13 protein-coding genes are annotated in these 13,642 nt (G+C 67.9%); 1 reads left to right on the top strand and 12 read right to left on the bottom strand.

Annotated features, from left to right (window positions below):
- Positions 1 to 4: 4 nt before the first annotated feature.
- The 7 genes from WFQ67_RS29475 to WFQ67_RS29445 form a co-directional block, all read right to left on the bottom strand.
- Positions 5 to 841, bottom strand: a complete 837-nt coding sequence (locus WFQ67_RS29475; protein WP_213630465.1) for a DUF2797 domain-containing protein — start codon at positions 839 to 841, stop codon at positions 5 to 7.
- 14 nt (positions 842 to 855) lie between these two features.
- Positions 856 to 1,119, bottom strand: a complete 264-nt coding sequence (locus WFQ67_RS29470; RefSeq protein ID WP_173173653.1) for a YeaC family protein — start codon at positions 1,117 to 1,119, stop codon at positions 856 to 858.
- Positions 1,120 to 1,225: 106 nt separating this feature from the next.
- The gene (locus WFQ67_RS29465) at positions 1,226 to 2,149 is read right to left on the bottom strand and encodes a tetratricopeptide repeat protein (protein ID WP_213628867.1); all 924 of its coding nucleotides are present in this window, start codon (positions 2,147 to 2,149) and stop codon (positions 1,226 to 1,228) included.
- Positions 2,149 to 2,631, bottom strand: coding sequence for a hypothetical protein (locus tag WFQ67_RS29460; protein WP_271105354.1), 483 nt, complete (start codon positions 2,629 to 2,631; stop codon positions 2,149 to 2,151). The genes WFQ67_RS29465 and WFQ67_RS29460 overlap by 1 nt, the downstream gene beginning before the upstream one ends.
- The gene (locus WFQ67_RS29455) at positions 2,631 to 3,980 is read right to left on the bottom strand and encodes an ATP-binding protein (RefSeq protein ID WP_337058930.1); all 1,350 of its coding nucleotides are present in this window, start codon (positions 3,978 to 3,980) and stop codon (positions 2,631 to 2,633) included. Before WFQ67_RS29455 ends, WFQ67_RS29460 begins: the two co-directional genes overlap by 1 nt.
- 42 nt (positions 3,981 to 4,022) lie before the next feature.
- A complete protein-coding gene (locus WFQ67_RS29450) occupies positions 4,023 to 4,997 on the bottom strand; it encodes a metallophosphoesterase (RefSeq protein WP_337058929.1) in 975 nt (324 codons plus the stop codon).
- On the bottom strand, positions 4,997 to 5,884 hold the full coding sequence (locus tag WFQ67_RS29445; RefSeq protein ID WP_173173643.1) for an NAD(+) kinase: 888 nt from the start codon (positions 5,882 to 5,884) through the stop codon (positions 4,997 to 4,999). Before WFQ67_RS29445 ends, WFQ67_RS29450 begins: the two co-directional genes overlap by 1 nt.
- A 93-nt stretch (positions 5,885 to 5,977) precedes the next feature.
- On the opposite strand from WFQ67_RS29445, the gene WFQ67_RS29440 reads away from it, so the two are divergent.
- A complete protein-coding gene (locus tag WFQ67_RS29440; protein ID WP_213628863.1) occupies positions 5,978 to 6,922 on the top strand; it encodes a DUF1853 family protein in 945 nt (314 codons plus the stop codon).
- 146 nt (positions 6,923 to 7,068) lie between these two features.
- Here the strand turns inward: WFQ67_RS29440 and WFQ67_RS29435 are convergent, their stop codons facing one another.
- The 5 genes from WFQ67_RS29435 to WFQ67_RS29415 form a co-directional block, all read right to left on the bottom strand.
- Positions 7,069 to 8,175, bottom strand: a complete 1,107-nt coding sequence (locus tag WFQ67_RS29435) for a cyclic nucleotide-binding domain-containing protein (protein WP_213628862.1) — start codon at positions 8,173 to 8,175, stop codon at positions 7,069 to 7,071.
- A 4-nt stretch (positions 8,176 to 8,179) separates the two neighbouring features.
- Positions 8,180 to 9,151 (bottom strand): 1-aminocyclopropane-1-carboxylate deaminase/D-cysteine desulfhydrase, encoded by a 972-nt coding sequence (locus WFQ67_RS29430; protein WP_337058928.1) that lies wholly within the window; start codon positions 9,149 to 9,151, stop codon positions 8,180 to 8,182.
- A gap of 65 nt (positions 9,152 to 9,216) precedes the next feature.
- The gene (locus tag WFQ67_RS29425; RefSeq protein WP_213628860.1) at positions 9,217 to 10,587 is read right to left on the bottom strand and encodes a chromosome partitioning protein ParA; all 1,371 of its coding nucleotides are present in this window, start codon (positions 10,585 to 10,587) and stop codon (positions 9,217 to 9,219) included.
- A 211-nt stretch (positions 10,588 to 10,798) separates the two neighbouring features.
- The gene (locus WFQ67_RS29420; RefSeq protein WP_213628859.1) at positions 10,799 to 11,230 is read right to left on the bottom strand and encodes a nuclear transport factor 2 family protein; all 432 of its coding nucleotides are present in this window, start codon (positions 11,228 to 11,230) and stop codon (positions 10,799 to 10,801) included.
- 210 nt (positions 11,231 to 11,440) lie between these two features.
- Positions 11,441 to 13,477 (bottom strand): NADPH-dependent 2,4-dienoyl-CoA reductase, encoded by a 2,037-nt coding sequence (locus tag WFQ67_RS29415; protein WP_337058927.1) that lies wholly within the window; start codon positions 13,475 to 13,477, stop codon positions 11,441 to 11,443.
- Positions 13,478 to 13,642 lie beyond the last annotated feature (165 nt).

Genomic DNA, 13,642 nt, shown 5'->3' with positions numbered 1-13,642 from the left:
GGCCTTACGGCTCGCTGCTCGCCACCACCTGGTAGGCCGTGAACTTGCGGATGTTGATGACCCCGGTGTCGAGGATCAGGTACTGGCCCTTGATACCGCGCAGGGTACCCTCCAGCACCGGCGTCTTGTCCAGATCGAGGCTCACCACCTTGGTCGGGTAGGCCTCCACGGGATAGCGGATCTCCAGCGGCTCGACATCCTCGAGCTTCTGCACCGATTGCAGCCCGAAGCGCTGCTGCAGCCCCTGGATGCCGGCGTCGCAGGCTTCGAAGATGGCCTCGCGCACGGCGGGCAGGTCCAGCGCCTCGGCCTCGCCCTTGAGCAGGGCGCGCCAGTTGGTGCGATCGGCCACCTGGCTGCGCAGCAGGTCCTCCACCAGGCCGGATTGCTGGCGGGTGGCGACGCGCATGATCGGCAATGCCTGGCGCGCGCCCTGGTCGATCCAGCGGGTCGGCACCTGGGTCGCGCGGGTGATGCCGACCTTGATGCCCGAGGAGTTGGCCAGGTAGACCACGTGGTCGGTCATGCAGAAGGACTCGCCCCAAGCGGGCTCGCGGCAGGTACCGGCCTCGTAGTGGCAGCGCTCCGGGCTCATGATGCAGCTGTCGCACTGCGCCAGCTTGGTGAAGCACGGGTAGCAGTAGCCCTGGGCGAAGCTCTTGCCGGTCTTGCGCCCGCAATGGGAGCAGTGGATCGCACCGAGGAACTCCAGGCGGATGCGCCGGCCCAGCAACGGATTGACCGCCACCTGCCCCTCGCCGAGACGAAACGCGTACTGCACCACCGGATCACCCAGTTGCGCGGACATCTTGCTCAGCGCGCCGCGCCCCAGCTCTTGCATGTCGCAGGTACCCATCAGTGGATCGAGTCGGAGGATTTGAACAGGATGTTCTCTATCTTCTCGGACTTGGAGCTGCACTCCTGCGGGCCCATGTAGCCGGTACGCTCTTCCTCCGGCAGGTTCTTGATCTCCCAGGCGATGACCGCCTGCAGGCTGAGCTCCTTCTGCTCCTGGGTCAGCTTGCGGCCGTCGGACCACTTGCCGATCTCCACGGCGAGCTTGAGGCTCTGGTAGACATCCTCGGTGATGTTGCTGATCAGCTTGGCGAAATCGGACACGGCGGTTTCCTGAAGGGCGGCGAAAACGAGCGCACATTCTAGCGGCACCGCCGGTGTTGCGCACCGACGCCGGTCAGGGCGCCGATGCCTGCAGGGGGCCGATAGCCTAGAAATCGCGGGAAAGCTTCACTTGCTCCAGCTCCTTTTCCAGGGAGCGGCGGAAGATCTGCGGGCCGGCGAAGCTGTAGACCACGAAGCCCAGCCAGGCCCATTCGATGCCCTGGGCCAGCGTCTCGTGGCCGTGCTGGTTGCTGGCGATCACCACCACGCGGTAGAGCACGAACATACCCAGCAGCACGATGATCGAGCGGGTCGGCCCCAGTTCGGACATCCACGAGTTGTAGCGCCACCAGAGCCCCATGAAGGGATTGCCGCGCGCCTTGACGGCGGACATCAGGTAGAGCGCGGAGACGTCGTTGGCATTCTCGCGCAGGGCCCAGATGGCGTGGTCGCGCGCGCCCTGCAGGTCGCCGCGACGCAGCAGCAGGTGGCCCATGGTGACGATGGCGCCGGGGTGGTCGGCACGCAGCTGCAGCGCCTCGCGGGCATAGCGCTCGGCCGGGTCCACCTCGCCGCGCAGGCGATGGTAATGAGCCAGAGCAGCCAGGCAGTCGGGGTTGTCCGGCGCCAGCTCCAGGGCTCGCTGCAGGCTGGGCAGTTGCTGGCCGCGACGCCCCATCAGGTCGGCGAGCTCGGCGCGGGCCAGGTGATAGCCGGCTTCCTGGGGATTGAGCTCCAGCACCTGGTCCAGATGCTTCTCCGCCACCTTGAAGCGCCGCCGCGCCATGGCCACGCGGGCCGCGACGTAATGGGCGAACTCCAGTTGCGGGTCGGCGGCCAGGGCCAACCCGGCCTCGCGCTCGGCGGCGAAGGCGCGGCGCATCAGCAGCAGGCACAGAGCCAGCAGCGCGTGGGCCTCGGCGTGTTCCGGGTCGTCGCTGAGCAGTTGCCGCAGGCTGTTGATCGCGCCCTCGACATGGCCGCTCTGCAGGCGCTGGTAGGCCAGGTGCAGCAGGTTGGTTTCGTTCATCAGCTGAGCACCAGGAACCAGAGGGTGAAGGGCAGCAGGTTGAGCACCAGGGAGCGCAGGAAGAAGGCGCCCAGCAGCACCACCGGCAGGCCGAAGCGGTTGAGCACGCCGCCGTAGTACTGGTAGAGCTCGATGGTCGCGGCCTGCATGACGAACAGCGCGTAGCCGATGGCCAGTTTCCACACCACCAGCACCAGCATCGCGTACTGCAGGCTGTTCTTGTCGAGGATGCCGGCCTGCCACAGGTAGAGCAGGCCGAAGGCCAGGCCCAGGCTGCCCAGGAGGCCGATGGCGGCCAGCACGGCCTCGCGCACCCGCGTCGGGCTGCCCACCGCCACGCCGTTGAGCACGAACCAGGGCAGGCCCAGCCAGGCGCCGCCCAGCATCAGGCCCAGCAGTGGCCACAACGGCTCCACCGCCAATCGTGCCAGGGTGCCGGGCCGGGGCTCGTCGTCCAGCCGGTAGAGGTTGCGGTTGTCCATCAGCGCCCCTTGCCGTGCTTGTCGAGGAAGGCCAGCACTTCGTCGTACTGGCCACCCTCGTTGGAGTAGCGCGCGTAGTTGCGCGCGGTGGTCAGCCACTCCAGGGTGGTGGCGCGCACCTCCTTGAGGGCCGCCTTGAGGTGGCGGTCGGTCACCGGCTGCTCGCGGCCTTCGGCGATGGACTCCTCGATCGCCTCGTCCACCGCCGTCTCCACCAGCTCGCGCAGGTCGGCACCGGAGAAGCCCGAGGTGCTGCGGGCGAGGAACTCGTAGTCGATCTCTCCTTCGCTGGGCCGGTCGGCCATCAGCATGCGCAGCAGGCTGGCGCGTGCGGGGCGGTCCGGCGGCGGCACGAAGAGCACCCGGTCGAAGCGCCCGGGACGACGGAAGGCGGCATCCACCGACCAGGGCACGTTGGTGGCGGCGAGGATCAGCACGCCATGGTTGGACTGGGCGAAGCCGTCCATCTCGGTGAGGAACTGGCTCACCAGCTTGGACGAAGTGGCTTCGCGGGTATTGGTACGGCGCCCGCCCAGGGCCTCCACCTCATCGAAGAACAGCACCGCCGGTGCCTTGGCCCGGGCTTCCTCGAACAGGGCGTGGAGCTTGCGCTCGGACTCGCCGATGTACATGTCCAGCACATCGGAGATGGCGACGTTGAGGAAGGTGGCCTTGCACTCACCCGCCGTGGCGCGGGCCAGCATGGTCTTGCCGCAGCCCGGCGGGCCGTAGAGCAGGATGCCGCCACCGACACGCTTGCGGAAGCGCTGGAACAGCCCCGGCTTCTGGTACGGCAGGATGATCTTCTTGTGGATGGTCTTTTTCAGCTCGTCGAGGCCGCCGACATCGTCGAAGGTCAGGGTCTCGGCGGACGGCGTCAGCAGGCGCGTGGTCTCGGCCTTGTCGGTGTCGTCGTTGGAGATGACCCGCAGGCGTGGCCGCCCCTCGCCGCCACGGAAGTCCACCACCGAGGCGCTGAGGCGGCGCTGCAGGGCGAGGTCCTCCAGCGCCGGGCTGGCTTCGACGGCGGCGCGGTATTCACACAGGCCCTCCTCGCGGCGCTCCAGGTCCGCCAGGGCGCGGGCGCGCAGCAGGCGCTCGGCCGGCTCGTCACCGCCCAGCAGCGCCAGCGCCCGCTCGGCATCGCCTGCCCCCAGGCACAGGCGTGCCGCCTGTTGGCGCAACGCCGTGGCGTCGAGCCGCCTGGCGAGTCCCTCGGGCAGGAAGGGCAGGCCGCGGGCGCATTCGTTGCGCTCGATCCAGGCCGGCAGCAGCAGCGCCAGCAGGGCATCGTTGTCGGGAGACGCCGACAGCGCCGCCTCCAGTTGAACCAGTGTCGCGTCATCCATAGTGCGCGAGGACTCCATTTGGGGATTCGGGACGGACGCCGTTCAGTGCGGCGTTTCCGGGCGCTCCACCTCGACCCAGACGAACTTGTCAGGGTCCAGCCGGGTTTCGGCGTCCAGCCGGTAGGCCACTAGCTTGCCGTACATCACCGCGCTGTAGTCGAGGCAGGCGAGATTGGGGCGGATCGGGGCGGGACGGCCACGTCGCCAGTAGTGGCCGACGAACAGCAGCGGCTCGTCGGCGCCATAGCTCAGCAGGGCGGACTTCTGCGCCGCCGACAGGGGTTGCCGGGCCACCTGCTCGGGCAGTGCATCGGGCTGGAAGACCACGTCGCCGTAGGTCTGCGGGTCCTCCTCCCAGAACTTGGTGCGGAACACCGAGCGGGTGAAGCCGTCGCTGCCGGTCAGGGTCATGCCGCTGGGCAGCGGCATGTCGGTGCCGCGCAGCAGGCGGTTGAATACGCGGAAGGCGAAGCTGCCACGCTCGGCGACGGCCTGGATGAACGCCTCGTCGACCCGCCCGTCAGGATGCAGGGCTCGCAGCGGCTCGATCAGCTCGCTGTCCCAGCAGGCATGGACCATGCGGAAGTGACCGCCGTCGATGAACAACGGCAATTCCTGGAACCAGCCGAGGAAGTCGTGCCAGTCGCCCGGATGGCCCTCGAACTGCTCCAGGGTCTCCTTGAGCAGGCGCGCATGGCGCGGCGTGTGCTCATGGACGAACTGGCGCCCGCTGCCGGGCGGCGCCGGGGTGTTCCAGCCGATGGCGTTGAACTCGTGGTTGCCCATGATGCAACGCGCCTGGCCGGCCTCGACCATGGCGTGGACCAGGTGCAGCGCCTCGCGGATGCGCGGGCCCCGGTCGATGATGTCGCCGAGGAACAGCGCCATGCGCCGGGGGTGCTGCCAGACATCGCCGTGCTTGCGGTAACCGAGGCGATCGAGCAGGCGCTCCAGGGTGCGCGCGCAGCCATGGACGTCGCCGATCAGGTCGTAGCCGCGCACGGCGTCGAGTTCCATCAGTCGCCACCACCCAGGCGGCTGCCCCAGCCCAGCTTGGTGCGGCAGACCTCGTAGTAGTTGTGGTCCAGCGGGTGGATGAGCCGCAACTTCTGCGGTTTCTTGGCCACCGTGATGGTGTCGCCGGGGGCGCAGGTGAAGTGGTTCTGGCCGTCACAGGAAACCAGCGGGTAGATCTGCATGTCGGGGGACACCACTATCTTCAGCTCGCTGTTGCTGTCGACCACGATCGGCCGGCTGGACAGGGTATGCGGGTACATCGGCACCACGCCGATGGCGTCCAGCTTGGGGTGCATGATCGGGCCGCCGGCGGACAGCGCATAGGCCGTGGAGCCGGTGGGCGTGGCGACGATCAGTCCATCGGCCTTCTGGCTGCAGACGAACTGGCCGTCGATGTGCAGCTCGAACTCGATCATCTTGGTCGACTTGCCGGGGTGCAGCACCACATCGTTGAGCGCGTCGCCCTGGCCGATGGCCTCGCCGTGGCGGCGTACTTCGGCCTCCAGCAGGAAGCGGCTCTCCACCAGGTACTGGCCGTCGAGCACCTCGGCGACCTTGATCTCCAGCTCGTCCGGCTTGATGTCGGTGAGAAAGCCCAGGCTGCCCCGGTTGATGCCCAGCACCGGCACGTTGTGGCGTGCCAGCGCGCGGGCGGCGCCGAGCATGCTGCCGTCACCGCCAACCACGATGACCAGGTCGCAGACCTCGCCGAGGATCTTCCGCGAAGACGTCTGCAGGCCGTGGCCCGGCAGGACTTCGGCGATGGTGTCTTCGAGGATCACATGCAGGTGGCGGTCCAGCAGGAATCGTTTCAGGCGGCGAATGGTGTCGAGCACGTGGGGGCTGCCCAGGCGACCGATGATGCCGATATTGCGGAATTGCTCCATGGGGCTCCAGCAGGGCTCTGCAACGGGAGGAATGCTCGGATTATGGGCGAAAGCCCGGGACAGCGGCAAACCAGCCTCGACTATGCTCGCAGCATGCATCCCTTCGCCGCCCTCGCCGCCCTGCCCCGCCATCTGCGCCATAACGCCGTGCGCGACCTGGCCTGGGTGCTGCTGTCCCAACCGCTGCTGGCCCAGGCCCCCTGGTGCCAGCGCCACCCGCTCAGCGCCAGCGAATGGGCCGCCGAGCCGGCGCGCCTGGCGGCCTGGCTGGAGCAGCAGGACGCCGCCCCCGCCGAACTGGAGCACTGGCTGACCCAGGGCTCCAGCCGGCGACTCGGCCTCTATTACGAGCGCCTCTGGCAGTTCGCCCTGGAGCGCGCACCGGGCATCCGCCTGCTGGGCGCCAACCTGCCGGTGCGGGTGGCCGGGCAGACCCTCGGCGAGCTGGACCTGTTGCTCCACGACGACGAGGGCGTGCATCACCTGGAACTCGCCATCAAGCTCTACCTCGGCCCGCGCCACGGCCAGGGCGAGGACGCCTCGCAATGGCTCGGCCCGGGCAGCCTGGACCGCCTCGACCTCAAGCTGGAACACCTCGCCCAACACCAGTTGCCACTCTCCTCCAACCCGGAATGCCGCCCGCTGCTGGAGGCGCTGGACGCCTGGCCGGCCAGCGCCGAACTGTGGCTGGGCGGCTACCTCTTCTACCCCTGGCCGGGCGACTGCACCGCGCCCCTGGGCGCCAATGGCGAGCACCTGCGCGGACGCTGGCTGCGGCGCAGCGAGATCGCGGATTTCCTCGCCCTGGCTCCGGCTGCCGCCTGGCAACCCCTGGAACGCCATTCATGGCTTGCCCCGGCGCGCTGCGTACGGGAAGACCTGTGGCCCCGCGAGCGCCTGGAGCACTGGCTGCAGGCACTGCCCCCCGATGCCCCTGCGCGGATGCTGGTGCGGCTGGAACGGGACGGGGAATGCTGGGAGGAGCGCGAGCGGGTGTTCCTGGTCAGCGATCGCTGGCCGCAGACGGTGGGGGCTTAGAGCTGAAGCTGGAAGCTTGCCAGCATGTAGGCCAGGAGCAACCCGACAGCTTTTCGCGAGCAGAGCTCGCTCCTACGGCAAGCGAGCCCGGCCTGCACCCGTGGGAGCGAATTTATTCGCGATCAGGCGAACCCTGTAAATCGGGTTTACCGGCTGCGCTCGACCCGCCCGCCGGAGCGGGCCAGGTAGCCGGCGCCGTCCTCGCAAAGCAGTGCGTCACGCTGTATGGCGGGCAGTGCATCCAGGCCGTCGCGCAGGGCATAGGCCTTGAAGCCCAGCTGGGAGAGGAGGAACACCGCGCTGGCGCTGCGCTTGCCGCTGTCGCAGTAGCACAGGTAGGCCTTCTCGCGGTCGAGCAGGCGCGCCTTCAGGCGCAACAGGTGCAGCGGCATGTTCAGCGCCTCGGGGGCGTGGGCGCGCTCGTATTCGTCCTGCAGGCGGACATCCAGCCACTGGGCGCCGGCGGCCAGCAGGCGCGAGGCCTCGCCGAGGGAGACCTCGTCCACCACCGGGGCCTTGAGCAGGGCGAAGAAGTCCTGGCGGTCCAGGCGCAGCACGACGCCGTCCTCGATCAGGGTGACGGTGGCATTGCGCGGACGGTCGGACAGCAGCGCCTCCTCGCCGAAGCAGGCCCCCACTTCGAGTTCGGCGAGCACCTGGTGGTCGCTGCCGGCACCGCGGATCACCTCGGCACGGCCGGACTGCAGGAAATAGCAGCAATCCCCCGCCTCGCCTTCGCGCAGCACCTCGCTGCCGGCGGGCAGCTCGATGCGTTGCAGGCGCTTCACCATCTCCTGCACGTTGGCCGGCGGCACCTTGGCGAAGAGCGGGTTTTCCAGCAGGTGCTCCAGCCACTCCTGGTCGCCGTCCGGGTCCAGTTGCAGGAGCAGGTCCTGGTAGGCGGAACGCCAGGTGATGAGCCGCGCCAGGGTGGCGCTGTCGATGGCCAGCACGCTCACTTCGGTCAGTGCCAGGGCCTCCTGCAGGCGCGGCAGACTGGGCGACAGCGGGTGGCAGCTGGCTTCGCTGCCAGCCACCAGGCGCTGCTCGGCACCGTCGGCGTCGCGCAGTTGCAGCTCACCGGCCAGCAGGTAGTAGGTCAGCCGCGCCTGGTCGCCACGGCGGAACAGCGCCTGGCCGGCGAGCAGCGGCTGCGGTACCAGTTGGCTGCGCAATTCGCGCCACTGCTGCTCGGACAGAGCATTGAGCGGCGTCAGGCTGCGCAGTTGGTCCGGATTGAGCGGTTCGGTCATCCCATCACCTTGAGGCATCAGCTGAAGTGGCAGTGTAGCCAGCCAGCCGCAGCAGGCGCGGCAACATGGCTCGGCGGCCTTGCAAGCCCCCGGTGTGCAGCATGATCACGCGACTGCCGGCGGCAAGGTAACCGGCCTCCACGTGCTGGCGCAACGCTATTAACGCCTTGGCGGTATAGAGCGGGTCGAGTTCGATTCCCGCGCGTGCCTCGAAGTCGAACAACGCCTGCGCCAGCGCCGCATCGACACGGGCGAAGCCGCCCCGGCTGGCATCCAGCAGTCGATAGCCGGCATCCACGGCGCCGGCTTCGGCCAGCAATGCACTCACCTGCTGGGCGACACCATGGTCGGGGGGCACCGCCAGGGCTCCGAACACCGGATGGCGGCCGCCCTCCCCCAGCACCAGCCCGGCCAGGGTAGTGCCGGTACCGGCCGCCACCCAGAGCGCGTCGTAGTCGTCCCAGCCAAGGCGAGGGAGCTGCTCCTGGATCATCGCGACCAGCGGGGCGCAGCCCTGGGCACCGACAAGGCCACCACCGCCCTCCGGGACCTGGAGGAAACCCGGATAGCGCGCGGCCCAGGGCTCCCAGAAGCCCGGCAGGTGGCGGGCGCGGTAGCCACCATAGCCGAGCCAGTGCAGCGCCATGCCCAGCTCGCGCAGGTCGCTTACGGTCGGCGTCTCCACGGGCTCGCCGCGCAGCAGACCGACACAGGGGAAACCGAAGCGACGTCCCGCCGCCGCCAGGGCGTGCAGGTGGTTGGAATGGGCGCCGCCGAGGCTGATCACGCCTTCCGCCCCCTGGGCTGCGGCACGCGCCAGGTGCGGCGCCAGCTTGAACCACTTGTTGCCGCTCACCAGCGGGTCGATGCGTTCCAGGCGCAACAGGGCGAGGCTGACCGAGGCGCTATCGAGCCAGTCGAGGCGCACGGGGTCGAGGGTGGCGCTGGGTGTCCAGTCGGGGGATCGAAGGGGCAAGGCGGGTTCCGGCAACCGGGCGACTAAGGGCGGCAGGATACGGCAGCGGCGATGCCGCTGCGATCTCAGCTGACGGTACGCAGGCGGCTGCTGGCCTTGTGCCGGGCGCAGCAGTTGGAATCACCGGCGACGAAGCGGCTGGGCGAGTCCACCCGGTCGATGGGCATCGAGCAACGCTCGCCGCTGGGCAGCGCCGCTTCGCAGGTGGGCTGCTGGTAGTGGGTCAGCCACTGGCGGTACTGGGCTTCGGATACGAAGCACTTGGAGGCCGCGTAGGCCAATGGGTTGTCCTGGTAGCGGGCGACGTCCTGCAGCGGGATGGTGAGGTGCCCGGCACCCGGGTGATAGACGACGAAGACCACGCCGAGACGGGCCAGGCGCTCGAGGATCTGGTCGCCGCCCTGGTTGACCAGTTGCTCACGCTCCTGCTTGAGACGGTCGATCTCCTGCTGCAACTGGGCGTCGAGCTCGTTGCGGTAGGCCAGCTCGACATCACGGATGGCGATCTGCTCCTTGTAGTCCATCACCGCGGCGGCGATCTTGGCCTGCATCTCGCTTTCGAACTGCGAGCGCAGGATGTCCACCTCGGTGCGACCATGGCGCTCCAGTGCACGCAGCTGCTGGCTCATTTCCTCGCGGGACTTCTGGAAGCCTTCGGTCTGGGTGAGCAACTGGCGCTTGAGATCGGCGTTGAGTTCTTCCTGCTGGCGCACGTTCTGCTGCAACGCCTGGATCTGGCCTTGCAGGCCACGGATCTGCTCTTCGGCAGCCAGGCGGTACTTGGCCAGGGCCTCTTCGTTCTGCTGGCCGAGGCTGGCGATGCGCAGGCGCTGCTGCTTGATCAGCTGCGCGGTCTTCAGGCGGTGTTCCTGCTCCAGCTTCTGCGCCAGTTGCTCGGCCACTTCGGCGCCGGCATCCGGCGGCGCGTACCACTTGTCTTCCGGGGCCATCTGCAGCCGCTCCGGCTCGACCGCCTGGGGCAGGTCGTCCTCGACCATCAGGCCCAGGCCATTGCGCTTGACGGTGTCGCGGACCAGGGCGAGGTCGTTGTTGCCCGGAGCCAGGTTCGGGTCCCACATGTGCATCTGGTGCCAAGAGACCGGGCACTGGCTGCGGCAGGCCAGGCGGATCGGCCCGGCGCCCAGGTCGGGGCCGCGACCGGCGCGCTCGGCCAGGTGGCGCAGGGGCATGTTCCAGCCGGTGTCGGCCTGGCCCTTCTCGTCGAAATCCAGATAGAAGAAGACCAGCGAACGCACCAGCAGGCGGGGGTTGATCAGCACATACGCCAGGCGCATCTGCTCGTCGGCGAACTCGGGCATGTTCACCACGCCATCGAGCATCGCTTCGAATTCGGGGAAGAGCATTTCCTTGCAGATGCCACGCTCATTGAAGAACAGCACGGCTTCAACCATCTGCGGCTTGTTCTGCATGCTCATCGGTTTCCCTCTAGGCCAACGCGGTGAGTCCCTGGGCGGGACGGGTGACATTCCTGTCGGTGGAGCTACGCCTGGGAGACAGGCGTACATCCTGATTCACGGAGTCTAGGGGAAAAAGCGCAACGGGCAATGTGACTGGGTTGGCACTCGACCCGCCCCCATCAGGGAGCGGACCGGGTGCACAGTGAAAATGTGATGGGGTTGGAGACTTTCAGCTTTTCATCGCCGCCAGGTAGGGCGCCAGGCGACGTCCCATCTCCTCGCCGAGGGCGGCAAGGCCGCTCATCGGGCGGATCATGACCTCGAAATCGACGATCCGACCCTCTTCGTCGAAGCGGATCATGTCGATCCCCTTCAGCTCGCGTTCACCGACCCGGGCACTGAATTCCAGCACCACGCTCAGGCCGTCGGCGCTGGCCAGCTCGCGGTGGTAGGCGAAGTCCTGGAACACCTGGATCACGGTGTTGAGGATCAGGTTGACCGCCTGCGCGCCCGGGTAGGGCGTGTGCGCCATGGGCGAGCGGAACACCGCCTCGGGGTGGAGCAGCTCGGGCAGCCGGCTCAGGTCCTGGCTGGCGATCAAGTGGTGCCAGCGCTGCAGGCTGGCGGCCACGGCGGGGTTGAGTCGGGCGTCGAGGGACATTGGCTTCTCCTTGTTCTTATGAGCCTGTAAAGGGCACCTCAAAAAACTACCTGTGTTGTCATCGCTGCGTTAAAAACACGCTCAAAATGCTCATTTACCGTGCGTAAACTGCGCTTTTTCGCCTGTTTTTGCCTTGCGCTGACGGCCTCGCCTACGTTTTTAGAGATGCCCTTAAAGAGAACGCCCCGCACGAGGCGGGGCGTCTTTCCATCAGAGTTCGGCGGCGAGGCGCGAGCCCTGGTTGATCGCGCGCTTGGCGTCCAGCTCGGCGGCCACGTCGGCACCGCCGATCAGGTGCACCGTCTGGCCGGCGGCGACCAGGCCGTCGTGCAGATCGCGCAGCGGGTCCTGGCCGGCGCAGATGACCACCGTGTCCACCGGCAGCACCTGCGGCTCGCCCTCGGCGATGCGGATGTGCAGGCCGGCGTCGTCGATCTTCAGGTACTCGACCGAGTTGAGCATCTGCACGTTCTTGTTCTTCAGGCCGGTGCGATGGATCCAGCCGGTGGTCTTGCCCAGGCCGTCGCCGACCTTGGTCTTCTTGCGCTGCAGCAGGAACACCTCGCGCGCCGCCGGGTGCGGCTGGGCCTTGATCCCGGCGATGCCGCCACGGGCCTCGAGATCACCGTCGATGCCCCACTCCTTCCAGAACGCGTCGCGGTTCTGGCTGGTGGCCTCGCCTTCGTGGGTGATGAATTCGGAAACGTCGAAGCCGATGCCGCCGGCACCGATCACCGCGACCTTCTGGCCGACCGGCTTGCGCTGCAGGATGGCGTCCAGGTAGCTGATCACCTTGGGGTTGTCGACGCCGGGGATCTCCGGGGTGCGCGGGGCGATGCCGGTGGCGAGGAGGATCTCGTCGTAGCCGCCCTGGGCCAGATCATCGACGCCGACGCGGGTGTTCAGGCGAACGTCGACGCCGGTGGTCTCCAGCTTGCGCTTGAAGTAGCGCAGGGTCTCGTAGAACTCTTCCTTGCCCGGCACGCGCTTGGCGACGTTGAACTGGCCACCGATCTCGGCGGCGGCGTCGAACAGGGTCACCTGGTGGCCACGCTCGGCGGCGACGGTGGCAGCCGCGAGGCCGGCCGGGCCTGCGCCGACCACGGCGATCTTCTTCACCTGGGTGGTGGGGATGTAGTTCAGCTCGGTCTCGTGGCAGGCACGCGGGTTGACCAGGCAGCTGGTCAGCTTGCCGCCGAAGGTGTGGTCCAGGCAGGCCTGGTTGCAGCCGATGCAGGTGTTGATCTCGTCGCTGCGGCCTTCGGCGGCCTTGTTGACGAAGTCCGGGTCGGCGAGGAACGGGCGGGCCATGGAGACCATGTCGGCGTCGCCTTCGGCCAGCACCTGCTCGGCCACTTCCGGGGTGTTGATGCGGTTGGTGGTGATCAGCGGGATCGACACCTCGCCCTTGAGCTTGGCGGTGACCTTGGTGAAGGCCGCGCGCGGCACCTTGGTGGCGATGGTGGGGATGCGTGCCTCGTGCCAGCCGATGCCGGTGTTGATGAGGGTGGCGCCGGCAGCCTCGATGGCCTTGGCCAGGAGGACGATCTCGTCCCAGGTGCTGCCGCCTTCCACCAGGTCGAGCATCGACAGGCGGTAGATGATGATGAAATTCGGGCCCACGGCCTCGCGCACGCGGCGGACGATCTCCACCGGCAGGCGCATGCGGTTCTCGTAGCTGCCACCCCAGCGGTCGGTGCGCTGGTTGGTGTGGGCGGCGAGGAACTGGTTGATGAAGTAACCCTCGGAACCCATGATCTCGACGCCGTCGTACTCGGCCTTCTGCGCCAGCACGGAGCAGTTCACGAAGTCCTGGATCTGCTTCTCGATGCCTTCCTCGTCCAGTTCGCGCGGCTTGAACGGGTTGATCGGCGCCTGGATGGCGGACGGTGCGACGGATTTGGGGCTGTAGGCATAACGGCCGGCGTGGAGGATCTGCATGCAGATCTTGCCGCCCGCCTCGTGCACCGCCTGGGTGACGATGCGGTGCTTCTCGGCCTCTTCCACGGTGGTCAGCTTGGCAGCGCCGGAGTACACGCCGCCCTCGTCGTTCGGGCCGATGCCGCCGGTCACCATCAGGCCGACGCCGCCACGGGCACGCTCGGCGAAATAGGCGGCCATGCGCTCGAAGCCATTGGGCTTCTCTTCCAGGCCGGTGTGCATGGAGCCCATCAGGGTACGGTTGCGCAGGGTGGTGAAGCCCAGGTCCAGGGGCGCGAGCAGGTTCGGGTAGGCGGAAGCGGTCATGGATGTCTCCACAGCGGGCGTTGCATTCACGGGATGCCGCGGCGTCGTGGGCCACGGTCGGTTTATGGGGCAGACGATAGTCAGCCAGCCGGGCGCGCTCAATGATCGAAAGTGACAAGTTATTGATCCAAACGCACAGCGCGACTTGGCAAGCACAACGCGCTC

The organism is Pseudomonas sp. USHLN015 (genome assembly GCF_037153275.1).
Classification (GTDB): Bacteria; Pseudomonadota; Gammaproteobacteria; order Pseudomonadales; family Pseudomonadaceae; genus Metapseudomonas; species Metapseudomonas tohonis.
Note: the sequence above shows the minus strand (reverse complement) of the source record. Positions and strands in the feature narration are given on the sequence as shown.

What these genes read in the sequence shown, in the direction of transcription:
- WFQ67_RS29475 (WP_213630465.1), bottom strand. Translation starts at nt 841, where the DNA reads ATGCAAGAGCTGGGGCGCGGCGCGCTGAGCAAGATGTCCGCGCAACTG.
- WFQ67_RS29465 (WP_213628867.1), bottom strand. Translation starts at nt 2,149, where the DNA reads ATGAACGAAACCAACCTGCTGCACCTGGCCTACCAGCGCCTGCAGAGC.
- WFQ67_RS29460 (WP_271105354.1), bottom strand. Translation starts at nt 2,631, where the DNA reads ATGGACAACCGCAACCTCTACCGGCTGGACGACGAGCCCCGGCCCGGC.
- WFQ67_RS29455 (WP_337058930.1), bottom strand. Translation starts at nt 3,980, where the DNA reads ATGGATGACGCGACACTGGTTCAACTGGAGGCGGCGCTGTCGGCGTCT.
- WFQ67_RS29450 (WP_337058929.1), bottom strand. Translation starts at nt 4,997, where the DNA reads ATGGAACTCGACGCCGTGCGCGGCTACGACCTGATCGGCGACGTCCAT.
- WFQ67_RS29445 (WP_173173643.1), bottom strand. Translation starts at nt 5,884, where the DNA reads ATGGAGCAATTCCGCAATATCGGCATCATCGGTCGCCTGGGCAGCCCC.
- WFQ67_RS29440 (WP_213628863.1), top strand. Translation starts at nt 5,978, where the DNA reads ATGCATCCCTTCGCCGCCCTCGCCGCCCTGCCCCGCCATCTGCGCCAT.
- WFQ67_RS29435 (WP_213628862.1), bottom strand. Translation starts at nt 8,175, where the DNA reads ATGACCGAACCGCTCAATCCGGACCAACTGCGCAGCCTGACGCCGCTC.
- WFQ67_RS29425 (WP_213628860.1), bottom strand. Translation starts at nt 10,587, where the DNA reads ATGAGCATGCAGAACAAGCCGCAGATGGTTGAAGCCGTGCTGTTCTTC.
- WFQ67_RS29420 (WP_213628859.1), bottom strand. Translation starts at nt 11,230, where the DNA reads ATGTCCCTCGACGCCCGACTCAACCCCGCCGTGGCCGCCAGCCTGCAG.
- WFQ67_RS29415 (WP_337058927.1), bottom strand. Translation starts at nt 13,477, where the DNA reads ATGACCGCTTCCGCCTACCCGAACCTGCTCGCGCCCCTGGACCTGGGC.